Origin of the sequence: Arthrobacter sp. efr-133-TYG-104 (genome assembly GCF_030208915.1) — a bacterium.
In the GTDB taxonomy this organism is placed as follows: domain Bacteria; phylum Actinomycetota; class Actinomycetes; order Actinomycetales; family Micrococcaceae; genus Arthrobacter.
In genome coordinates this window covers 1-20,517 of the sequence record NZ_JARVTA010000038.1, presented here as the reverse complement: position 1 = coordinate 20,517, position 20,517 = coordinate 1, and the positions used below count along the sequence as shown (strand labels likewise).

The window sequence follows — 20,517 nt, the reverse complement described above, 5'->3', positions numbered from 1 at the left end:
CAGTCAACCCGCTGAGGATGTCTGAGGTCTCTTCTCCTACAGCCACGTCCAACCTTCCTTTTGGCGCATGCATCGGCGCCTCAGGTCCGGCAGGGTAACTGCCCATCGTGAATGCGTCGTGTGCGACGTTACAGTTTCAACAGCCCGGTCGGATGCGCCGGACAGGTCTTCTGAGCGTATGGCTACCAGTAGAATTTCTTGGGGCGGTCGCCCCGGAGCCATAGCGCTCATGGCCACTCTAGCTTTCACTTCGCCGGATGCGTAGCCGCCGGGGTCCGGGAGCGTTGTATGTCACATATCTGCAGGACACCGTGACGGAAAGCACCTCGACGTCGCGGCGTGGAATCGCACCCCGAAGTGCGGAATATGGCCTACGGCAGGGACAATGGCTTGAAGCACACGCCCAAAGGGTGTTGGCTGTTGGTAATGGAAGTCACTTCAAAAGGAGGAAACGTGAGCGAGGCCGACGCCGCCACATCGGTAAATGTGGCGGAAAGAATGGGTTTCAAAGACGGGGATCTGATTCAGGAACGCGGCTACGACGACGACGTCGATTTCGACTTGCGTGACGACATCGAAGATGTCACTGGCTCTGAACTATTGGATGAAGATGATCACGACGTCGTTGACGCCGTCATCTTCTGGTGGCGGGACGGCGATGGAGACCTCGTTGATGCGTTGGTTGATTCACTCACCACGCTCAAGGAAGGCGGAGTCGTCTGGGTCCTCACCCCCAAGTCCGGCCGGGATAACTACGTTTCACCCGCTGACATCCAGGATGCTGCCCCCACCTCCGGACTTCACCTGACCACCTCGGCAGGGGTGTCGAAAGACTGGAGCGCCACGCGTCTGGTGGCCAAGAAGAACAAGTGACGGACCTTCAGCAGACCGCCCTGGCTGCGCCTCAAGTGGGCGACGCGGCATCTGATTTTGAACTGACGAACCAATACGGCGAGCCCGTTCGGTTGTCCGACTACTGTGGCCGCAATGTGGTGGTTGTTTTCTATCCCTTTGCTTTCTCAGGTATTTGCACCGGGGAGCTGTGTGAGCTTCGGGACAACCTTGCTGATTTTGAGGACGCCAACGCAACCGTGCTTGCCGTTTCCGTGGACAGCAAATTTACGCTGAGGGCCTACGCGGAGCAGGAAAATTACGGCTTTGACCTTCTGGCCGATTTTTGGCCCCACGGGGCAGTGGCGCAGCGGTACGGCGTGTTTGATGCCGCTAGTGGGATGGCATTGCGCGGAACGTTCATCATCGATGCCGCCGGAGTTATCCGACACGTGGTGGTCAATCCGCGCGGAAAAGCGCGTGATCTGGGCGATTATCGGCGGGCACTGGCCTCCTTGGCCCAACGGTAAGCATGGGCACAACGGGAGCGGGCCAGGGCACGCCTGGGGTAGGTATGACCGGGTTCGCCAGCCTGCCGCCAGCGGCCCCTGAGGTGCTCGATCCCCGGGAACTTGAAGGATTGCAAGCTGCAGTTGGTGTTTTGGCTCACCGGCGGCTTGCAGTTCTCACCGGTGCGGGCCTCAGCACGGATTCCGGCATCCCCGATTACCGAGGTCCTGGATCCGCTCCACGGAATCCCATGACGTATCAGGAATTTGTGGGAGACGTCGCAAACAGGCGCAGGTATTGGGCGCGTAACCACATCGGGTGGTCCCATTTACGGCACGCAGATCCCAACGCCGGACACTTCGCCGTCGCGGCAATGGAACGCCGGGGGCTATTGACGGGTCTTATTACGCAAAACGTGGACCGGCTCCACGAGGACGCGGGAAGCGTCAATGTTGTTGACTTGCATGGGCGGTTCGACCAGGTGGCATGCCTTGAAAACGGCCACACATTCACCAGGGGTCTCATCGCCGCCGTCCTTGAGGAAATCAATCCCGGATTCCTGGAAGCGGCCTTGGCCTCCAATGCGGTGGAGATGGCTCCTGACGCCGATGCCACTGTTGAGGACCCCGAACTCATCACCTCCTTCGTGATGGCTGTTTGTCCCATCTGCGGCGGCACTCTCAAACCTGACTTTGTCTACTTCGGCGAGAACGTTCCCAAGGATCGCGTGGTGCGGGCGTACGCGATGGTGGATGAGGCGCAGGCCCTCTTGGTGGCTGGCTCATCCCTGACTGTGCAGAGCGGGTTGAGGTTTGTCCGTCACGCCGCGAAGGCAGGGAAGCCCGTAGTAATCATCAACCGTGGCGCTACCCGCGGTGATGTGTTTGCGACGCTGAAGTTGGAGGCCGGGGTCAGCGGGGCGCTGGACTACCTTGCCCGTGAGCTTCCTGGTCTTGCCGAGCCATATCCGCCGATTGGTATTTCTTCCGATTGATCATGTAGAGTCATTGTTCGTTGGTCGACGCGCTGAAGTAACTGCAACGCATTGTGGTAGCGCTGAGATCACCGGATTAGGGTCTTTAGCTCAGCTGGTAGAGCGCCACGTTTACACCGTGGATGTCATCGGTTCGATCCCGGTAGGACCCACCACGAATCCCCGTCACATCAGGCCTCAGGCCGATGTGGCGGGGATTTTTTGTGGCTGGGATTTTTCGCCCTGGTCCCCGGATTCGGCCTGTCGATTCGTTCTGTCGATTCGCTCTTGGGCCGACGGCCTGGCCTTTGGCTGGAATGTCAGTGCCCACCCTTAGCGTCTTGGTTCATGGAGCATGTTTTTATCCGCGGGGGTGAGCCCGGTACCGCTGCGGTGGTGGTAAGGGGCGATCGCGAGTGGCGCATTGTTGTTGAACCGGTCCGCTGGTTTGAACGGGTTCCGTGGTGGGAGGACCGGAGGCGGATGCCGCGTGGCCAAGGCCGCGTGGATGTCGAGGTGCTGCAGGTGCAGGTCCGGTTGGGTAACGGCAGCCGGTCCAGTATCGCTACCTGGGAACTGATGCGGGACGGCGAAGGCGGCGGGTGGCGGATCAGGGGCGAGCAGGTCGCAGCAGCCTGATGACGGCCATGAAATGGATGAGCTCTCCACCGCGACTATTGGGGGATGCCGCGGTGGAGAGCTCGAAGATGAATATACAGCGAACCTTTGGGTTTGGAAAGCCGTGTGCCGTGAACGCTGCTGGACCTCTTGGGAGACGCCGGGGATGCCGTTCGGAATCCCTCGATCCCACTACGATGGGTAAATGTTCAGCAGGATGAACAGACGCTTTCCGAGGACTTGCGAGGATTGAGGATGCCCATGCCAGATTCCCATGCCGTCCGTTCTCCTGGGCTGGGGTCGTCGTCGCCAGCGCCTGCGGTAACCAGGGCAGCTGCCGTTTTGGAGGCGCTTGCGAACTCGCACACGGGGCAGCTCACCTTGAGCGATTTGTCGCGCGAGCTCGGCATCCCGAAATCGTCGACATCCAACCTGCTTCTCGCGCTCGAGGAAGCGCGCTTGATCACGAGGCAGGGCGCGGATTTCACGTTGGGTCGAAAGCTCGTCGAACTGGGAGCTGCGTACCTGAGCCGCCTCGATGAGGTGCAGGAGTTCTATAAATACTGTGAACAAGCGCCCACACTCTCAAGCGAAACAGTGCGGATTGCAATGCTCGACGGGGATCATGTGATCTACCTTGCCCGTTACGAGGGCCATCCGGCTGTCCGGCTGACATCGAACATCGGTGACAAGATGCCAGTCTCGCTGTGCGGTGTGGGGAAGGCCCTGCTGGCCCAGTTGCGCGACCACGACATCGATGCCATGTTCCCCGACGGCATGGAGCTTCCCGTCATGACCACAAACTCCCTTCGCACGGCCGAGGAGCTGAAGGCGCAAGTAGCCGTGATCCGAAAGCAAGGTTTCGCTTTCGAAGACGAAGAATCCACGTTGGGGGTAGTTTGCTTGGCTGTTCCAGTCCCGACCCGCGGCGCCCATGGACCAAGCCTCGGGTTGTCCGTAACGGCACTGAAGGCTACCTATTCCCAAGAGCAGGGCGCGCAGATGGTCAAGGAACTCAAGGAATTGGCGCGTTCCTTGGGAAGCCCGATGGGGTAATGCTCCCTTTCACAACTACGGGCACAAAGACCCGCGGCTGATCGCTCCAGCTCGGCTCCAACTCGGCGATGGTTTGGCGCATAATCTTGTCCGCGGCGTCCCGCGCCAGCGCACCATCACCGGCGTCGATTGCGTGGGCAACGTCCATGTGCCACTGCAGCGCCTGTTTCTGGGGATGTTCGGGCATGAGTCCGTGGACCGTCCGCCCGGTCAGCGTTTCGGTGACCTGACCTATCAGGTTCGCGAACATCTCGTTGCCTGAGCCTGAGAGCACAAGAGCGTGGAAACGGATGTCGAGGTCCAGGAACCGGGGAACGTCACCGGCGTCTCCTGCTTCTTTCATGGCTTCCGATATGGCTACCAGTTCCTGTCGGAGGCTGGCTGGGGCGTTGCTGGCGGCCAACTCGGCGGCTGTGGGTTCGACGGCGGAACGCAGCTCCGCGAGCGAGCGCAGCTGGGCTCCACGGCCATCGCCGGCCAAGCGCCACCGGATGACCATTGGATCGAAAGGGTTCCAGCGATGCGCCGGCAAAACCCGGATGCCTACCCGCTTGATCGTCTCCACCAATCCCAAGGACTGAAGCACCCGTACTGCTTCCCGGACTACCGAACGGGAAACATTCAGTTCTTCTTCGAGGTGTTCTGCCAACATGACGTGGCCGGTCGGAAGGGTGCCATCGACAATCCGGGTTCCCAAATGCTCAATGGCGCGGTGGTGGAGGCTGGTGGACATAGAGGCAAGCATAGTGGCGGCAGGGCAGCGTCATAGACTGTTTATGACGCGGAGCCTTCCAGAACGTGGGCGCCGCTTCCTCACCCGAATGTAATTACGTATGGTTTATTACAGCCCCTGGTTACGAATTCGCTTCCTGCGTGCCCGCAGGACTGTATGCACACGAACGAATTGGAGTTTTGATGTCAGCACACATCGGTGTCACCGGCCTTGCGGTAATGGGTGCCAATCTTGCCCGCAACCTCGCCCGCAACGGCTTCACCGTGGCTCTTCACAACCGCTCCGTGGAAAAGACCGACGCACTGCTGGAAAAGCACGGGACAGACGGAGACTTCATCCGCACGGAAACGCTGCAGGAACTGGTCGACTCGCTCGAAAAGCCCCGCCGCGTCCTCATCATGGTCAAGGCGGGCGCCCCTGTTGACAACGTCATCGAGCAGCTTGAACCTTTGCTCGAAGCCGGGGACATCATCATCGACGCCGGCAACTCGCACTACGAGGACACTCGCCGCCGTGAAGCAGCCTTGGCCAAGAAGGACCTGCACTTCGTGGGCGTTGGCGTCTCCGGCGGCGAAGAAGGTGCGCTGAATGGCCCGTCGATCATGCCCGGTGGTTCCAAGGAGTCGTACGACGCTCTCGGCCCGCTGCTGGAAAAGATTTCGGCCAAGGTCGACGGCGAACCCTGCTGCGCGTGGATCGGCACGGACGGTGCGGGCCACTTCGTCAAGATGGTGCACAACGGCATCGAATATGCCGACATGCAGGTCATCGGTGAAGCCTTCGACCTCCTCCGTTCGGGTGCAGGCATTGAGCCTGCCGAACAGTCAAAGATCTTCACCGAGTGGAACAAGGGTGATCTGTCCTCGTTCTTGATCGAAATCTCCGCTGAGGTCCTGGGCCACGTTGATGCCAAGACCGGTAAGCCGTTCGTTGATGTCGTCGTCGACGCCGCTGGCCAGAAGGGCACTGGACGCTGGACCGTTATCTCGGCCTTGGAGCTCGGCTCGCCGGTGTCCGGCATCGCCGAGTCCGTATTTGCCCGTGCGCTGTCCTCGCAGGCCGAGCAGCGCAGGCTCGGCCAGGAATTGCTGGCCGGAGAAGAAGCTTCCGTGGAAATCCCCGAGACGTTCGTGGAGGATGTACGCCAGGCTCTCTATGCCTCCAAGCTCGTCTCCTACGCACAGGGCCTGGACATGCTGACCTCCGCTGCCAAGGAGTACGGCTGGGACCTCAAGCTGGACCAGATCGCATCGCTCTGGCGTGCAGGCTGCATCATCCGTGCAGAGCTGCTCAAGGACATTACCAACGCCTACGCAGCCGAGGAGAAGCCCGCCAACCTGCTCTTCGCCCCGGCCTTCACCAAGGCCATTGCAGAGGCCCTTCCGGCCTGGCGTCGGGTTGTTGCTACGGCGGTCCAGCTCGGTATTCCGGTTCCGGTATTTTCCTCATCGTTGGCTTACTACGACGGCCTGCGCCGCAAGCGCGTTGCCGCTGCCCTGATCCAGGGCCAGCGCGACCTCTTCGGTGCACACACCTACGGCCGCGTGGACACCGAGGGCACGTTCCACACCCTGTGGGGCGAAGACAAGTCTGAGGTCTCGGCTGTGGACACCCACTAGCCAGCCTGACGCAGAAAGCGCCCCGGTTCAGTGAACCGGGGCGCTTTGTGCGTTTAAGGGAACAAAGAAATACAAGCGCAGCTAAATCCGATATTCGATGTAGTACTCCGCTGGATCAACCGCTGGTTTGGTTTCCGAACGCGCATCGCGATGGCGCCAGGTGGCGGGAATACCGGTGATGATTGACTCCGGCGGTGCGTCTTTGACGACGACGGCGTTGGCACCGACGGCGCTGTCAGCGCCGATGGTGATGGGTCCGAGGACCTTGGCGCCGGCGCCAATGGTCACGCGATCCCCGATGGTCGGGTGGCGTTTGACCTTGGCCAATGAACGTCCGCCCAGTGTTACGCCGTGATAAATCATGACGTCCTCACCAATTTCGGCGGTCTCGCCGATCACCACTCCCATGCCATGGTCAATGAAGAAGCGCCGTCCAATGGTTGCACCGGGATGGATCTCGATGCCGGTCATGAACCGCGCCAACTGAGAGATCAGCCGGGCCGGGAAGCGCAGGGCAGGGTTCTGCCACAGCCGGTGGGTCAGGCGGTGAGCCCAGATGGCGTGAAGCCCGGAGTAGGCAAAAAAGTTCTCGAAAGAGCCTCGCGCCGCCGGGTCGTGAGACCGGGCGGCGTCGAGGTCTTCCTTAAGCCTTGCGAAGAAGCTCACAAAGACCTTTCTACAGGAAATGAAGATGTGCGGGCGAAGTGTTAGCCGCGGATATCGTCAAACAGCACGGTCGAGATGTAGCGCTCTCCGAAGTCGCAGACGACGGCGACAATCAGCTTGCCCGCGTTCTCAGGTCGCTTGGCGAGTTCCAGGGCGCCCCACACAATGGCGCCGGAGGAGATGCCGCCGAGGATGCCTTCACGCGCGCCGAGTTCACGGGCCACACGGACCGAATCTTCGAGCGTGGCGTCCAGAACTTCGTCGTACACGTTGGTGTCCAGGATTTCGGGCACAAAGTTGGCACCGAGGCCCTGGATCTTGTGCGGGCCCGGGGCGCCACCGTTGAGGATAGCGGAGTCCTTGGGCTCAACGGCAACGATCTGGACGCCGGGCTTGCGCTCCTTGAGGACTTGGCCGACGCCGGTGATGGTACCGCCCGTGCCAACGCCTGAGACGAAGATGTCTACTTCCCCGTCGGTATCGGCCCAGATTTCCTCAGCGGTGGTATCGCGGTGGACCTGCGGGTTGGCTTCATTGGCGAACTGCTGCGCCCAAATGGAGTTCTCCGTGGTGGCCACGATCTCCTGCGCCTTTTCCACAGCGCCGCGCATTCCTTCGGAGCCGGGGGTCAGGACGATTTCCGCACCGTAAGCCCGGAGCATCACCCGGCGTTCGGTGGACATGGTCTCGGGCATGGTCAGGATGACCTTGTAGCCGCGGGCAGCGCCCACCAAGGCCAACGCGATGCCGGTGTTGCCGGAGGTGCCCTCCACAATGGTTCCGCCGGGCTTCAAAGCACCGGACCTCTCCGCGGCGTCAATGATGGCAACGCCGATGCGGTCCTTGACGCTGTTGGCCGGGTTGTAGAACTCGAGCTTGACTGCCACGGTGGCATCGAGCCCCTCAGTAAGCCGGTTCAAACGGACCAGCGGAGTGCGGCCGACCAGTTGAGTGACGTCGTCGTAGATCCGTGCCATGAAAATTATGCCTATCTCTCAAGAGGGAATGCTGAGGTCAGCCTAGCCAGCCCGAACGAAACCCTGCTAAGCCGTAAGCCACGCGGAGTAATATTTCCGGGCCTTGGCCAACTTCGGGTTGATGATCACTTGGCAGTAGCCCTGGTACGGATACTTTCCGTAATAGTTCTGGTGCACTTCCTCGGCTTCGAAGAATTCCGGCAGGCGCGCGACTTCCGTGACGATCGGATCCGACCATAACGCCTGGGCCCGCTCTATCGCTTCCTCGAACAGGATCTTTTCCTCCGTCGTGGAATAGAACATGGATGACCGGTATTGGGTTCCAACGTCGTAGCCCTGGCGGTTCAGCGTGGTGGGGTCGTGCAGCGCGAAGAACATGTCCAGGATGATTTCTTCCGGAACCACGGACTCGTCGAAAGTTACGGCAACGACTTCGGCATGGCCGGTCGTTCCGGAACACACCTCGTAGTAGTCGGGATTGCGGACGTGGCCGCCGGTATAGCCGGAGACTACTGAGCTGACGCCGCGGGTCTTCTGGTAAACAGCATCGAGGCACCAGAAGCAGCCGCCGCCAAGTACGAAAGTTTTCATGTTCTCTTCAATGGATGGGAGGGGCTGATGATTCCCGCAACACCTTACGGGACAATAACGGTGCCCGGCAGATACCGCGGAAAGTAAAGCCTGCCGATCCGGCTGAGTACGGGTGAGTAGGTAACAATAGGACTATGGAAGCCGTAAATACCCCCATAACTGATGCGGATTCCGGTGACGATGCCGGGGAAGCCATCGGGGACCCAACGCTCGGACAAGTGTTACTGGCTGTGGAGGAGCTCTGGCCGGAGTCCTTGGCCGAGGACTGGGACGAGGTAGGCCTGGTGGTCGGTCATCCTGCCGTTCCGGTGGAGAAGATCATGTTTGCCGTCGATCCCACGCTGGCCGTCATCGATGAGGCCATCGAGTGGGGGGCCCAACTGCTCATTACGCATCACCCTTTACTCCTCAAAGGCGTCAATTCAGTGGCTGCGACGTCCGCGAAGGGAGTGGCCGTCCATCGGCTTATTGAGGCCGGGGCCGCGCTGCTGACCGTCCACACCAACGGAGATTCGGCAGTCGGTGGCGTCTCGGACGTCTTGGCTGACGCCCTAGGGTTGGAAAACGTCTCGCCCCTTACAGTCGCCGCCAACGGATTACCCGAAGAAGGCATCGGCCGGGTCGGTGACCTCTCGGACATCATGACACTGGGTGATTTTGCGGCCCGCGTTTTTGAAATGCTTCCCGCGGTTGCAGGCGGGGTGCGGGTGGCCGGTGACAAGGACGGGTTGGTCAAGCGGGTCGCGGTCTGCGGTGGTGCAGGCGACAGCCTGTTCGGTGCCGTCCGGGCGAACCACGCCGACGTGTACGTCACGGCAGACATGCGGCACCACCCGGCTTCCGAAGCCCGTGAGGGCACGCCCAATGGACGGCCCTACCTGATCGACGTGTCGCACTTCGCGAGTGAGTGGTTGTGGCTTCCCCCCGCTGCGGAGGCACTCGGTAACGTACTCGCGGACCAGGGGTACGACGTCGAAATCCGTGTCAGTACCACCAACAGCGATCCTTGGGACTTCATACTCACTCCCGCCGGGGACTAGAGTCTAGAAGGATACGGACAACCCCGGCAGCGCCGGGCGTCCGGCCGGGCTTGGTTGGCAGGACCGGTGGGGACAAACGGAGGTAAGCGTGGCGAAGGCAGCACCGGCGGAACAATTGAAATTGCTTGAACTGCAGGGACTGGATGCCAAGCTGAAATCGCTGGCCGGCAAGCGGAAGGTGCTGGAGACGGATCCGCGGATCACGGATCTCACGGATGCGCTCAGGGTCGCAAACGGCGAGCTGGGAGCGGCAAAGGTTGCAGTGCACGACGCCGAGGCCGAACTCCGCCGCGCCGAGGCCGACGTCGAGCAGGTAGCCACGCGCATTGAACGCGACGAAGCGCGGTTGAACAGCGGCACCGGACTCTCCAAAGACCTCGTCGCGCTGCAGAGTGACATCGCGTCACTGAACAAGCGGCGCTCGGATCTCGAGGATGTGGAGCTGGAGATACTCGAGCGGTTGGACGCATTGCGGGAGCGCCAAGCTGCGCAGCAGGCGATCGTCGATGACATCCAGGGTTCGTTTGGCAGCATTCGGGCTGAGCTCGATGAGGCGATCGCCGAGATCGCGGCCGAAGAAGCGGTGGTGCGCGGGCAACGAGCCGCTTTCTCCGAATCCCTTGACCAGGCAATGGTCGCTGTTTACGAGAAGACAATCGCCAAGCGGGGAGTAGGTGCGGCGCGCCTCTTCCACGGCAAGTCCGAGGGGTCGGGCATGATGCTGAGCCCCGGTGATCTGGCCGAGGTCAGGGCAGCCGCGGAGGATGAGATCGTTTTTTGCCCGGATTCCGGATGCATCCTTGTACGTTCGACGGAATGGAACTGAACCATCCTGCCGGGAATTAGCTGGAGAGAATGATGTTCAGCGCGTGTGGTTTACGCGCCGTTCCGATCTCAAGTTCCGCGGTCCAAATTTCCCGCGCTGCCTTGGCCAACTGATCCGGCGTGGCCGGTGCCTTGCCGCGCCTGGTCAAGAGGTGGCGGGCAAGCTCGCCGCGGGTGTGCTTGGCGAAGTGGCTGACCACCGTTCGCTTGCCACGTGCCTCAGTGAACACGTTGACGTTGACCGTCTGCGCTGGCGGCGGAGCCCAGGCAGCGGCATACGTGCTGGAACGGCAATCCACCACCAATTCGCCTTCCGCGCGCCTGGCGAGGGCGGCGTTGAGGTGCGGCTTCCAGAACGAGGCGAGGCGGCCGACGTCGGGCAGTGCGGTTCCCATGGAAAGCCGGTAGGCGGGCACGTGGTCACCAAAGCCGATCGCGCCCCAAAGGGCCGAAATCACCAGGACTGAGTCGACCGCTTTGCGGCGCTGCGTCGGGGTCATGCTCTTGAAACCGAGGGCGTCGTACAGCACCCCCGAATACACCTGATGCGCAGGAGCTGCCGGCTCGGCATGCAGGCGGGTATTACGTTCGACGTCGTCCCGCAGCGAAGCGCCCACACCCAGCAACGCCAGGGCATCCTGGTGCGCGCTGACCGTCCCGAGGGATTCCAGCACTTTTGCGCGGCAAGGATTCAGTTCCGGGAAGTTGAGGGACTCCCAGTCGACGGCGGAGCCCTTCACCGCGGGGGTCTTGCCTTCAGATGGCGGCAGCAGAATCAGCACCAGACGATACTAGCCGGATTTACCGGTGGCCCTCGCTGAGAATTCGGCCGGGCAAGACGCCGGTAGACTGGAGCGCGGATGGGTTGACCAGGCGGCCGCGCGCCACGGAAGTGGCTCGAGGAACGTCCGGGCTCCACAGGGCAGGGTGGTGGGTAACGCCCACTCGGGGTAACCCGCAGGCCAGTGCCACAGAGAACAGACCGCCTGCCTCATCGGTGCCCGCACCGTGAACGGCAGGTAAGGGTGAAACGGTGGTGTAAGAGACCACCAGCTCCCTGGGTGACCGGGGAGGCTAGGTAAACCCCACCCGGAGCAAGGCCAGACAGGACACGTTTGAGGGCTGCCCGCCCGAGTGTCCGGGTAGGCTGCTGGAGGGCGTCGGCAACGGCGTTCGTAGATGGATGGCCGCCACTCCCGTTCCGGCAACGGATCGGGATGACAGAACCCGGCGTATCGGTCAACCCATCCACTTATGACACCGCGTTATGGCCCGCGCAATGGCCCCTCTTCCCGCCCGCATCGGGCCCGTGTGAGTGATTTCACGCTTGCTGGCAGATAGCTGGCAGCGTCCTCCCCGTAGAATGGTTCCTGAACGTGGAAGTTCTGCCGCCGGGACTGCGTTCGCAGCCGGCGGATTTTTCTTTGTTCTCGTTCAAGGTGCTGTGGGCGGACCGAAGCCCTGCCAGTGCCAGTGCCGCAGGATTACTCCGGGCGGCCGCCATCTGCATACGAGGACGTATGTAGTTGACCCAAGGAAGGTAGTTCTGTGAGCCAGACGTCAGATTCTTGTCTTGATAAGTGGATGGGCCGGGAGGCTCTCGCCGAGGCGATGATTCCAGTGATCGGCCGGTTGTACAGGGAAAACAACGTGGTGACCAGCATCCACGGCCGCAGCCTGATCAATAAATCCACCATGAACATCCTGAAGGCGCACCGCTTTGCCCGCCGGATGAGCAACACCGAGCTCCTCCTTGAGGAAACCGCACCGTTGCTGAATGCCTTGGCTGAGCTGGACCTCGGCGCGGCGGCCATTGACATTGCACGTTTGACGGAGAAGTACCGGGTAGAAGGCAACGGCGCCTCACTCGATGAGTATCTTCGTGGTGAGCTTGCGGAGATTGTTGGGAAGCGCGGCGCTGATGACCGTACCAGCACCGACGTCGTGCTGTATGGTTTCGGGCGTATCGGGCGGTTGTTGGCCCGTATCCTGATCGAGAAGGCCGGCGGTGGGCACGGTCTGCGGCTCCGGGCGATCGTGGTCCGTAAAGGCGCCGAGAATGATCTGGTCAAGCGTGCGAGCCTGCTGCGCCGGGACTCCGTGCATGGTTCCTTCGAGGGCACCATCCGGGTGGATGAGGACGCCAACACCATCACCGCCAACGGTGTGCAGATCCAGGTCATCTACTCGGACAACCCCGCCACCGTGGATTACACCGCCTACGGGATCAAAGATGCCCTGGTGGTGGACAACACCGGCCGCTGGCGTGACGCCGAGGGCCTTTCCCAGCACCTGCAGAGCAAGGGCGTGGCCCGTGTCCTGCTCACCGCTCCGGGCAAGGGCGAGCTGAAGAACATCGTCCACGGCATCAACCACCGCGACATCAACGACGACGACACGATCGTCACCGCCGCCTCGTGCACCACCAACGCGATCACCCCGGTGCTGAAGGCCATCAACGATAAGTTCGGCATCGTTCACGGCCACGTCGAAACGGTCCACTCGTTCACGAACGACCAGAACCTGATCGATAACTTCCACAAGGGCGACCGCCGGGGCCGTTCGGCGGCGTTGAACATGGTCATCACCGAGACCGGGGCCGCCAAGGCCGTAGCCAAAGCACTGCCCCAATTGCAGGGCAAACTCACCGGTAACGCCATCCGCGTTCCCACCCCGGATGTGTCCATGGCCATCCTGAACCTCAACCTCGAGAACGGCACCACCCGTGATGAGGTCAACGATTACCTCCGCGAGATGTCCCTCCACTCCGAACTCCGCAAGCAGATCGACTACATCGACTCCCCGGACGTCGTGTCCACGGACTTCGTCGGCTCCCGCCGGGCAGGCATCGTGGACGGGCTCGCAACCATCTCCAACGACAAAAACCTCATACTCTACGTCTGGTACGACAACGAGTTCGGCTACTCCTGCCAAGTAGTCCGCGTCATGGAAGAAATGGCCGGCGTCAACCCGCCGTCCTTCCCCGCGCGGGACGTCGTGGCGCCTATCGCAGTCCTTGAGGGCGCTGGCGCCTGATTGCCTGAAATTGTAGTGGAGTTCCCGGCCTGTTCACTGGAAACGGTCGGGAATTCTGTCCAGAATGAGCATCATGGAAAGGGAGTCAACTATGGAACATGAAACCACCCTGGAACATGCGCTGGACCTCGCGCGCGCTAACCAGAAACAAGCTCAGAAGCTCCTTGATCAGGCAATAGCAGCCAACGCCACGGGCGACGTCACGGATCAGCGCGTCGAGCAATTGCGGGGGCTCCTTGCCTTGGCTACGGAGGACCTGCAGCGGGTTACCCGGGAGCAATAGCCCCGACTGGTCCTCCACACTGGGGATAGCCGCATGCTTGGCTGCTCAGTGCTTTACGCTCGAAGGACACCCTCTACCTCTATCGGATGAAGGTCCTTTGAGTCTCACATATTCTGCCTATCAGCGGGCGCGGCGCAGGTCGCGGCAAGCATGGGCCATCATCTTGCTGGGCGCCGCCACCATCGTGGCGGCGCTCACTTGGTTCTTCCTTTCCGGCCAGTTTGCTGTGTCCGAGCCAGCGGTGTCGGGGCCAGTGGATGCCCCGGTCTTCAATCCTGCGTGGATGAAGCCCCTCCCGGATGCGTCCGCTGTAGCCCCGGCTAAAGCCCTTGACGCGCTGGAACGCCTCAGGGTTAAGGGAAAGGCGCCTCAAACCGGGTACGACCGCACGCAGTTCGGTCAAGCCTGGCTGGATGTCGATCGGAACGGTTGCGACACGCGCAACGACATCCTGCGGCGGGACTTGTCGGCGGTGGTTTTTGCCGAAGGGTCTTCCTGCAAGGTTTCCGCAGGCGACTTCATGGAGCCCTACACCGGTCTGCGTGTCTCATTCCGCAGGGGCCAGGACACCAGCGCCTCCGTGCAAATCGACCACGTGGTGGCATTGTCCAACGCGTGGCAAACCGGCGCCCAGCAACTCACACCACATCAGCGCCAAACGTTGGCCAACGACCCCCTGAACCTTCTCGCCGCCGACGGTCCGGCCAACGTGAAGAAAGGGGCCGGCGACGCGGCGACGTGGTTGCCTGCCAACAAGAACTTCAGGTGCCACTATGTCGCCCGGCAGATTTCAGTCAAAACGGCATACAGTCTGTGGGTTACCCCAGCAGAAAAGGACGCGATGAAGCGCGTCCTAGGCTCATGCCCCGATCAGCAAACTATTTACAGCCGGAGGTAACCGTGCCCCAGTTGCCACGTCCCGCCGTCGTCGATCCTTTCCAGAACCGTGCGCTGCAAGGACGTGTCGCGGGGGAGGGCGTGCAGGTTTTCCAGGCCTCGCTGCCGGAAAGTGAAGTACACAGCGTCCGTGGGGGCATCCGTGCATCGTTCCACCGTGAAGCGACGGGCAAAGGAGGCGATGTTGCTCGCTGGTAGCCGATCCGTGAGGTAGGGGTCGAGCATCCACGAGTCACACGTGGCCAGGGCCACACCTTTGTCCGGGAAATGCTGGCCAAAGAAGGATCGTGCCTCGGCGAAGCTGGCGTCAACCAATGCGGGGGAGAGGCTGCCGCCTTCTGGGATGTGCACTCCAAGAACCCACGACGGCGGTTCTGCCGCGCCGTCGTTCGCTCCTGCAGCCCGAATCAGGTGGAACTGGAGCCGCCCCAACCGGAACAAGTTCCCCGCCATGTGCAGCGTCAGCCAGTTCCAAGTGTCCAGCCCAAACTTCGCATGGACGCGTCGGTTGATGCGTAACTGCAGCCCGACGTCGGCCAGGGTCGCGGACGAGACTGCCGGGCTGATTCCCAGCCGCCGATGGTACTCGGCCACTGTCGGCGCGAATCGCAGGAGGGCCTCAATCCAGTCGGTCTCACAGCACTCATGCACACCGAAGGATCCGGTGGGGATAGCTTCTGACGGAAATGTTCCAAGCCGTCCGTTCAAGGCGGCCAGCGCTTCTTTGACATGCTCGCCGGGCGGCGATGACAGGAGTTCTGCGCATCCAGCGGCGTCCTCGTCGCGGATGTCCAGGGTCTGGAACAACTCCCGGAACGGGGCGTCTACCACCGTCTCAGTGACCGAACGGATCGGGGTCGACGCCAGGCATCCAGGTCAGGCCAGGGACACCCCATCCGTTCTTCTTTGCCTGCTTCATGGCTTTCCTTGCGTATCGATCAACCAGTTTGTTGACGTAGAGCTTGCCGTCCAAATGATCAAACTCGTGCTGCAGGATCCGCGCGAACCACCCGGTCGCTTCAAAGTCCACAGGTTTCCCGTCACCGTCGAAGCCTTCGACACGGGCCCACTCGGCACGTTGGAGCGGGTAATACTCCCCAGGGAAGGACAAGCACCCTTCGACGTCTTCGTCCGGATCCGGTAAGGCACCGGAAACCTTTGACAGGGTCAAGGTCGGGTTCACCAAGACGCCTTGATCCGGCGCGTCGTCGTCGTTGGCGTATTTGAAAATGAAGATGCGCTTGCCCACGCCCACTTGGGGCGCAGCCAGGCCAACACCGTTGGCGGCGTCGTTCGTCTCAATCATGTCCGCAATGAGTGACCGCAGTTCGTCGTCGAAAAGCTCCACTTCGCTGGCGCGGCGGTGCAAAACAGGTTCGCCCCAGATTGTTACTGGCAGGACGGTCATGTTTGTTCTTCCTTCGTTGATCGCGGTGATCCGGAAACGGGCCCGCCGCCTCGGGTTAAAACAAAAGGCCGCACCGGGTAACCGGTGCGGCCTTTGTGGAAACCGGCTCTGGAGCCAATCTCGGTGGGGTGAGCTACGGGGGTTGAACCCGCGACCTCCTGGACCACAACCAGGCGCTCTGCCAACTGAGCTAAGCCCACCATGTGCCATTTGGGCGGAACCGTTTCACCGGCTTTCCTTCAGGGCAACGACAAATAGCTTACCTGCTGTTTTGGGGTGCAAAGTCCACTTTTGCCCGTTATGGCAAAAAAACCTCAAAATTTGCTGCAGATCACACTGTCTTCCCGTGTGCCAACGTTTCGGCCGTGGCCGTGATGTCCTTGGAAATCCGCTGTGCCGTGGCTGTATCGGGTCCTGGGGCGGGCACGAAGACTGCTTCGCGGTAATAGCGGAGCTCATCGATGGAATCCTTGATGTCGCCCAACGCGCGGTGGCCCCCGTGCTTGGCCGGGGACTGGAAGTAAGCCCGGGGGAACCAGCGCCGGGAGAGTTCCTTGATGGTGCTGACGTCAATGACGCGATAGTGCAGGTGTTCGATGATGTTGGGCATGTCCCGTGCCAAGAACACCCGGTCAGTTCCTACCGAGTTGCCGCCCAAGGGTGCCTTGCGGGGGTCCGGAACCCACTTCTCGATGTACTCCAAGACCTCGGCCTCGGCCTCGGCCATGGTCTTGCCGTGGGGGAGTTCGTCCAGGAGCTTGGAACGGGTATGCATGTCGCGCACGAAGTCGTTCATCTGTTCGAGTGCGGCATCATCGGGCTTGATGACGACGTCGACGCCGTCGCCGAGGATGTTGAGCTCGGAGTCGGTAACAAGCGCTGCAACCTCGATCAAGGCGTCGTTCTTGATATCCAGTCCGGTCATTTCGCAATCGATCCAAACGATGCGTTCATTAGTAATAGGCACTCGCACAGCCTATCGTTCAGGTCCTTGCAAGTGCTCCGATGGTAGGCTTTTCGAGCATGGCAGTGTCTTTTTCCTGCTGCGCGAAGCCCTTGGAGATGCACGTATTGCCCCGAAGTGCTCGGGCCAACGATTGGATGACCACCACATGACGGTGCCTGTACCCGCCCAGAAGGCCGGGAAGCCAGCGCTGTCCGCGGACGCCGCCTTGGGCGAGGTGGACAACGCCCGGTCGCCACTCATGGCTGGTTTCGTGGGCTCCATGTTCCTGGTGATTGGTTCGCTCGGAGTGGGCTGGCTCGCCCCCGTGTCCGAACTGCGTCGGCTTCCGCTCTTCATTTGGATGCGCACCGAAGGCGTGGGCGTGTCCATATCCATCGTGCTCGTAGCTGTAGGCGGCATGCTGTTGATTCGCGCCTGGCTCCGTTTAGGGCAGCGTGTACGGGTATGGGGACTGGAGGCCCGCAAGGCAACGTTGCGAGCGATCGTGGCCTGGGGCTTGCCTATGGCGTTCACGGTCCCTTTGTTCAGTAGGGATGTTTACGCATACATCGGCCAAGGCCGCTTGATGGTCGAGAAGATCAATCCTTACGAGAACGGCATTTCGGCGCTGCCCAATTACTTCCAGCTCGGCGCGGACAAGATGTGGACTGAGGCACCGGTGCCTTACGGTCAGTTGTTCCTCTGGATAGAACAGTTCGTGGTGTGGGTGACCAACGTACAGCCCGAGGCAAGCATCATGCTCTTCCGGTTGGTGGCCCTCGTGGGCGTGGCACTCTGCGTTGTTTACATCCCCAAGTTGGCAGAGCTTCACGGCGTCAATCCGCACCGTGCCTTGTGGCTGACCGCAGCAAACCCACTCTTCCTAACGAACTTCATAGCCAGCATCCACAACGATTCGCTCATGATCGGGTTGGCCCTGGCAGGGCTCTATTACTGCGCCACGCGGCGCGTTATTCGCGGCATCCTGTTGGTGACGCTCTCCATCTCGGTCAAACCCATCACCGTGGTTTTCCTGCCCTTTATCGGCCTCTTGTGGGCAGGCAAGGGCGCCTCGTGGCCACGGCGGGTTCTCTTCTGGTTCCTCACCGCAGCTTTGAGCCTCGGAGTCCTGTACGCGATGAGCCTGTTCAACGGTTACGGGTTCGGTTGGATCAAAGGCCTCTCAGCGCCCGGAAGTGTGGCGATTTGGTATGCGCCAACCGGGTTGATCGGTTTGATCGTCGCCTCCATCCTGAATGTCTTTGGTGTGGACGGTTGGGGCGTCGCGCAGTGGGTTTACGACGCCGGCAAGGTACTCATGGTGGGGGCGGTGGGCTGGCTGGTATTCCGTGGCGACTACGATCGGCTCATCCGACGCCTTACCCTGGCTTTCGCCGCAATCGTCGTGCTCTCGCCCATGATCCAGTCTTGGTACGTCGTCTGGCTCCTGCCTCTGTTCGCGGTGACGGGAATTCGCAACGACTGGCAGGTTAAGGCCGTCTACTTTGTGGTCGCCTTCTTCATGATTTATGGCATTTCCGACCAGTTGGATGTGTTCCCGTACCTGCAGAGTGAGGACCTGGGGCTTGCACTGACGTTGGCGCGCAATGCTGCCGCGATCATTGCGCTGCTCTTTGCCGTGTACCTGATCTTCGTTGATCCGAAAACAAAGAGCCTGTTCCGCAAGCGCGACTTGCCAGGACTACGCCCAATTATTTGAGTGCATCGAGGCCTGCGCGTCCTCAGGTCCTCAGCTCGGATGGGTTGCGACCAGGCGCAGAGCCTCACGCTTTGATAAGGGACTTATTGATGGCGCATTTTCTGCCGCGAATGCCCTGACCCATTCAGGATCCGTCTTGCTGTATTCACGCAGCGCCCAACCGATGGCTTTCCGGATGAAGAACTCTTTGTCCGCGAGATTGGGTTTGATGACAGCGGCTAAAAGACTCGGATCTGTTGCCCCTTTGGCCCCCAATTGCGCCGTGATGGACGCCCTGCGAATCCACATGTCGTCATCCGTGGACCACCGTAGTAACAGGGGTGTCACCATGCTGCGATGGGAGATGAGCAGGGTACAAATCCGATGCGAGACTCCATCTACCAAGTCCCACCATGCCCCCGTCCGGATCATTTCCTCGTACACCGGCATCATCTCGAGGTCTTGGGCAACCAATTTCAGCCCAGTGAGATCGATAGCGGCATAGCGCTCTTCACGTGCTCCGGCCTTCCGCCAGAGCTCGAGAGCCGAATCTCGCACCTGATCGGGTGTGGACAACGGGAATTGTTCAAGAGAGGCTTTGACGATTCTTCGAACCTCGGGAACACGAACGCCCCAGGAGGGCATAGTCGATTTCATATACGCCTGAGCTCCCCGGGCCCTGTCGCCATCCGCAGCAGACCGCAGCGCCGAGCGGATCGTTGTCACCAAATCCGTGGTTGTCATCCCCTAACCCTAAGTCCGGGGCACGACCCGCCGAGCCCCTTGCAGATTGAGCACCTTGGCAGATTGCGCACCCTTACAGGCAACCAGCAAAGGAGTAAACCGCGGACCGCCGGCGCGGGACCGGCGGGTGCCGCTATTGCCTCGGTGATCAAGCAGGCGCGCCAACCAACTCGCCCGTTGACGTATCTACGAGGACACTCCCGACTCCGTCGAGAATGTCCACGCCCACCACCTCGGACTCGTCCTCCGGAGGCGCCTGCATGTCGTCGTCGGATTCCGGGTCCTGGTGGTTAGTGCTGGTGGGCTGTCCAGCGTTCGCATTGTTCCCATCTACGGCCCTCGTATCAGCTGGTGCGGAGGTGCCGTTCATTCGTGTGAAGTTTGCCGAACCCCACATGAGGTCATGCCCGACGGACTCGGCGTCGATCTCGGCTACGTGATAGATGCGACCCTCATGCTCCCACTGCCGCAGGCGGAGCCTCCCCACCACGATCACGCGCTGGCCCTTTTTCACGCTGCAGCCCACGTGGCCGGCCAAGTAACGGAAGGACTGGACCGTGTACCAGTTGGTGTTGCCATCCACCCACTGGTTGCTGGCGCGATCGTAGCGGCGCTCGGTGGTGCCCAGACGGAATGACGCGGTGGACGTGCCCCGCACCGTGGTGGAAGTTTTTACCTCCGAGGCCACGAAGCCCCGGACGGTGATGGTGTCGTTCATAGTTGGTCCTTCTCGATGTAGGGAATGCCTGTCCGGCCACTTCAGCTTTGTTCATCGGGAACCGCCCATGCAGATGCATTTCCCTCTATGTGAATAAACCGCGCATAAGAAGCGCTGTGGAGGACAGGACAGTTATCACTCCGTGGCGGCTGGACGGCCAAACGCACTGTAAACTCTTTGTGGCGTCAGCAGGGCCATCCTGTCTGGTGGCCGATGCCTCAGTAGCTCAGGGGATAGAGCAGCGGCCTTCTAATCCGCCGGTCGGGGGTTCGATTCCCTCCTGGGGCACCAATGTGATGAGTCGAGACATCCTTCACGGATGAGTCGAGTCATCGGTTACACCCCGG

At 61.0% G+C, this 20,517-nt stretch carries 22 protein-coding genes, 3 tRNA genes and 1 other RNA gene; 15 read left to right on the top strand and 11 right to left on the bottom strand.

The window, feature by feature from the left end; genetic code table 11:
* Window positions 1-453 precede the first annotated feature (453 nt).
* The 6 genes from QRN04_RS18090 (at window position 454) to QRN04_RS18065 (ending at window position 3,988) form a co-directional block, all read left to right on the top strand.
* Complete coding sequence (locus tag QRN04_RS18090) at window positions 454-873, top strand: DUF3052 domain-containing protein (RefSeq protein ID WP_284977410.1); 420 nt, start codon at window positions 454-456, stop codon at window positions 871-873.
* Entirely contained in the window at window positions 870-1,361 is a 492-nt protein-coding gene (locus tag QRN04_RS18085; RefSeq protein ID WP_284977409.1) for a peroxiredoxin, read from the top strand. Before QRN04_RS18090 ends, QRN04_RS18085 begins: the two co-directional genes overlap by 4 nt.
* Before the next feature lie 2 nt (window positions 1,362-1,363).
* Window positions 1,364-2,335: an NAD-dependent protein deacetylase gene (locus QRN04_RS18080; protein WP_284977408.1), complete on the top strand. Its 972-nt coding sequence runs from the start codon at window positions 1,364-1,366 to the stop codon at window positions 2,333-2,335.
* Between the two features lie 79 nt (window positions 2,336-2,414).
* A tRNA-Val gene (locus QRN04_RS18075) sits at window positions 2,415-2,490 on the top strand.
* 172 nt (window positions 2,491-2,662) lie between these two features.
* Entirely contained in the window at window positions 2,663-2,953 is a 291-nt protein-coding gene (locus tag QRN04_RS18070) for a hypothetical protein (RefSeq protein ID WP_284977407.1), read from the top strand.
* Window positions 2,954-3,193: 240 nt separating this feature from the next.
* Complete coding sequence (locus QRN04_RS18065; protein WP_284977406.1) at window positions 3,194-3,988, top strand: IclR family transcriptional regulator; 795 nt, start codon at window positions 3,194-3,196, stop codon at window positions 3,986-3,988.
* Here QRN04_RS18065 and QRN04_RS18060 read toward each other — a convergent pair.
* Window positions 3,948-4,721, bottom strand: coding sequence for a FadR/GntR family transcriptional regulator (locus QRN04_RS18060; RefSeq protein WP_284977405.1), 774 nt, complete (start codon window positions 4,719-4,721; stop codon window positions 3,948-3,950). The genes QRN04_RS18065 and QRN04_RS18060 overlap by 41 nt on opposite strands.
* A 182-nt stretch (window positions 4,722-4,903) precedes the next feature.
* Between QRN04_RS18060 and gnd the strand changes: the two genes are divergently transcribed.
* Complete coding sequence (gene gnd, locus QRN04_RS18055) at window positions 4,904-6,340, top strand: NADP-dependent phosphogluconate dehydrogenase (RefSeq protein WP_284977404.1); 1,437 nt, start codon at window positions 4,904-4,906, stop codon at window positions 6,338-6,340.
* Window positions 6,341-6,421: 81 nt separating this feature from the next.
* Here the strand turns inward: gnd and epsC are convergent, their stop codons facing one another.
* The 3 genes from epsC to msrA all read right to left on the bottom strand — a co-directional run bounded on the left by epsC (window position 6,422) and on the right by msrA (window position 8,574).
* Window positions 6,422-7,006 (bottom strand): serine O-acetyltransferase EpsC, encoded by a 585-nt coding sequence (gene epsC, locus QRN04_RS18050; RefSeq protein WP_284977403.1) that lies wholly within the window; start codon window positions 7,004-7,006, stop codon window positions 6,422-6,424.
* Window positions 7,007-7,047: 41 nt separating this feature from the next.
* Window positions 7,048-7,983: a cysteine synthase A gene (gene cysK, locus QRN04_RS18045; RefSeq protein WP_284977402.1), complete on the bottom strand. Its 936-nt coding sequence runs from the start codon at window positions 7,981-7,983 to the stop codon at window positions 7,048-7,050.
* A gap of 66 nt (window positions 7,984-8,049) precedes the next feature.
* On the bottom strand, window positions 8,050-8,574 hold the full coding sequence (gene msrA, locus QRN04_RS18040) for a peptide-methionine (S)-S-oxide reductase MsrA (RefSeq protein WP_284977401.1): 525 nt from the start codon (window positions 8,572-8,574) through the stop codon (window positions 8,050-8,052).
* A gap of 134 nt (window positions 8,575-8,708) precedes the next feature.
* Here msrA and QRN04_RS18035 point away from each other — a divergent pair, with 134 nt between their 5' ends.
* Both QRN04_RS18035 and QRN04_RS18030 read left to right on the top strand, forming a co-directional pair.
* The gene (locus QRN04_RS18035) at window positions 8,709-9,614 is read left to right on the top strand and encodes a Nif3-like dinuclear metal center hexameric protein (protein WP_284977400.1); all 906 of its coding nucleotides are present in this window, start codon (window positions 8,709-8,711) and stop codon (window positions 9,612-9,614) included.
* A gap of 88 nt (window positions 9,615-9,702) precedes the next feature.
* Window positions 9,703-10,440, top strand: a complete 738-nt coding sequence (locus tag QRN04_RS18030) for a zinc ribbon domain-containing protein (RefSeq protein ID WP_284977399.1) — start codon at window positions 9,703-9,705, stop codon at window positions 10,438-10,440.
* 16 nt (window positions 10,441-10,456) lie between these two features.
* Here QRN04_RS18030 and QRN04_RS18025 read toward each other — a convergent pair whose 3' ends face one another.
* On the bottom strand, window positions 10,457-11,221 hold the full coding sequence (locus QRN04_RS18025; RefSeq protein ID WP_284977398.1) for a YaaA family protein: 765 nt from the start codon (window positions 11,219-11,221) through the stop codon (window positions 10,457-10,459).
* A gap of 79 nt (window positions 11,222-11,300) precedes the next feature.
* Here QRN04_RS18025 and rnpB point away from each other — a divergent pair.
* The 4 genes from rnpB to QRN04_RS18005 all read left to right on the top strand — a co-directional run bounded on the left by rnpB (window position 11,301) and on the right by QRN04_RS18005 (window position 14,656).
* Window positions 11,301-11,690: RNase P RNA component class A (rnpB, locus tag QRN04_RS18020), an RNA gene on the top strand.
* A 297-nt stretch (window positions 11,691-11,987) separates the two neighbouring features.
* A complete protein-coding gene (locus QRN04_RS18015) occupies window positions 11,988-13,475 on the top strand; it encodes a glyceraldehyde-3-phosphate dehydrogenase (RefSeq protein ID WP_284977397.1) in 1,488 nt (495 codons plus the stop codon).
* 73 nt (window positions 13,476-13,548) lie between these two features.
* Window positions 13,549-13,758, top strand: a complete 210-nt coding sequence (locus tag QRN04_RS18010; RefSeq protein WP_284977411.1) for a hypothetical protein — start codon at window positions 13,549-13,551, stop codon at window positions 13,756-13,758.
* 97 nt (window positions 13,759-13,855) lie between these two features.
* A complete protein-coding gene (locus QRN04_RS18005; RefSeq protein ID WP_284977396.1) occupies window positions 13,856-14,656 on the top strand; it encodes an HNH endonuclease family protein in 801 nt (266 codons plus the stop codon).
* Here the strand turns inward: QRN04_RS18005 and QRN04_RS18000 are convergent.
* From QRN04_RS18000 to orn, 4 genes are all read right to left on the bottom strand, one after another.
* Window positions 14,641-15,486, bottom strand: a complete 846-nt coding sequence (locus QRN04_RS18000; protein ID WP_284977395.1) for an acyltransferase domain-containing protein — start codon at window positions 15,484-15,486, stop codon at window positions 14,641-14,643. The two genes, QRN04_RS18005 and QRN04_RS18000, sit on opposite strands and share 16 nt — an antisense overlap.
* Before the next feature lie 4 nt (window positions 15,487-15,490).
* The gene (gene def / locus QRN04_RS17995; RefSeq protein WP_284977394.1) at window positions 15,491-16,063 is read right to left on the bottom strand and encodes a peptide deformylase; all 573 of its coding nucleotides are present in this window, start codon (window positions 16,061-16,063) and stop codon (window positions 15,491-15,493) included.
* Between the two features lie 124 nt (window positions 16,064-16,187).
* Window positions 16,188-16,263 (bottom strand) — tRNA-His (locus QRN04_RS17990).
* Window positions 16,264-16,394: 131 nt separating this feature from the next.
* Window positions 16,395-17,030, bottom strand: coding sequence for an oligoribonuclease (orn, locus tag QRN04_RS17985; protein ID WP_284977393.1), 636 nt, complete (start codon window positions 17,028-17,030; stop codon window positions 16,395-16,397).
* 145 nt (window positions 17,031-17,175) lie between these two features.
* On the opposite strand from orn, the gene mptB reads away from it, so the two are divergent.
* Window positions 17,176-18,729: a polyprenol phosphomannose-dependent alpha 1,6 mannosyltransferase MptB gene (gene mptB / locus QRN04_RS17980; protein ID WP_284977392.1), complete on the top strand. Its 1,554-nt coding sequence runs from the start codon at window positions 17,176-17,178 to the stop codon at window positions 18,727-18,729.
* Between the two features lie 30 nt (window positions 18,730-18,759).
* On the opposite strand, the gene QRN04_RS17975 is transcribed toward mptB, so the two are convergent.
* Both QRN04_RS17975 and QRN04_RS17970 read right to left on the bottom strand, forming a co-directional pair.
* Window positions 18,760-19,452, bottom strand: coding sequence for a DNA alkylation repair protein (locus QRN04_RS17975; RefSeq protein WP_284977391.1), 693 nt, complete (start codon window positions 19,450-19,452; stop codon window positions 18,760-18,762).
* A gap of 148 nt (window positions 19,453-19,600) precedes the next feature.
* Window positions 19,601-20,170, bottom strand: a complete 570-nt coding sequence (locus tag QRN04_RS17970) for a single-stranded DNA-binding protein (RefSeq protein ID WP_284977390.1) — start codon at window positions 20,168-20,170, stop codon at window positions 19,601-19,603.
* Window positions 20,171-20,385: 215 nt separating this feature from the next.
* On the opposite strand from QRN04_RS17970, the gene QRN04_RS17965 reads away from it, so the two are divergent.
* A tRNA-Arg gene (locus QRN04_RS17965) sits at window positions 20,386-20,461 on the top strand.
* The last annotated feature ends 56 nt before the right edge of the window (window positions 20,462-20,517 follow it).

What these genes read in the sequence shown, in the direction of transcription:
- QRN04_RS18010 (WP_284977411.1), top strand. Translation starts at nt 13,549, where the DNA reads ATGGAAAGGGAGTCAACTATGGAACATGAAACCACCCTGGAACATGCG.
- cysK (WP_284977402.1), bottom strand. Translation starts at nt 7,983, where the DNA reads ATGGCACGGATCTACGACGACGTCACTCAACTGGTCGGCCGCACTCCG.
- QRN04_RS18065 (WP_284977406.1), top strand. Translation starts at nt 3,194, where the DNA reads ATGCCAGATTCCCATGCCGTCCGTTCTCCTGGGCTGGGGTCGTCGTCG.
- def (WP_284977394.1), bottom strand. Translation starts at nt 16,063, where the DNA reads ATGACCGTCCTGCCAGTAACAATCTGGGGCGAACCTGTTTTGCACCGC.
- QRN04_RS18060 (WP_284977405.1), bottom strand. Translation starts at nt 4,721, where the DNA reads ATGTCCACCAGCCTCCACCACCGCGCCATTGAGCATTTGGGAACCCGG.
- msrA (WP_284977401.1), bottom strand. Translation starts at nt 8,574, where the DNA reads ATGAAAACTTTCGTACTTGGCGGCGGCTGCTTCTGGTGCCTCGATGCT.
- QRN04_RS18080 (WP_284977408.1), top strand. Translation starts at nt 1,364, where the DNA reads ATGGGCACAACGGGAGCGGGCCAGGGCACGCCTGGGGTAGGTATGACC.
- QRN04_RS17975 (WP_284977391.1), bottom strand. Translation starts at nt 19,452, where the DNA reads ATGACAACCACGGATTTGGTGACAACGATCCGCTCGGCGCTGCGGTCT.
- QRN04_RS18035 (WP_284977400.1), top strand. Translation starts at nt 8,709, where the DNA reads ATGGAAGCCGTAAATACCCCCATAACTGATGCGGATTCCGGTGACGAT.
- QRN04_RS17970 (WP_284977390.1), bottom strand. Translation starts at nt 20,170, where the DNA reads ATGAACGACACCATCACCGTCCGGGGCTTCGTGGCCTCGGAGGTAAAA.
- gnd (WP_284977404.1), top strand. Translation starts at nt 4,904, where the DNA reads ATGTCAGCACACATCGGTGTCACCGGCCTTGCGGTAATGGGTGCCAAT.
- mptB (WP_284977392.1), top strand. Translation starts at nt 17,176, where the DNA reads ATGACGGTGCCTGTACCCGCCCAGAAGGCCGGGAAGCCAGCGCTGTCC.
- QRN04_RS18070 (WP_284977407.1), top strand. Translation starts at nt 2,663, where the DNA reads ATGGAGCATGTTTTTATCCGCGGGGGTGAGCCCGGTACCGCTGCGGTG.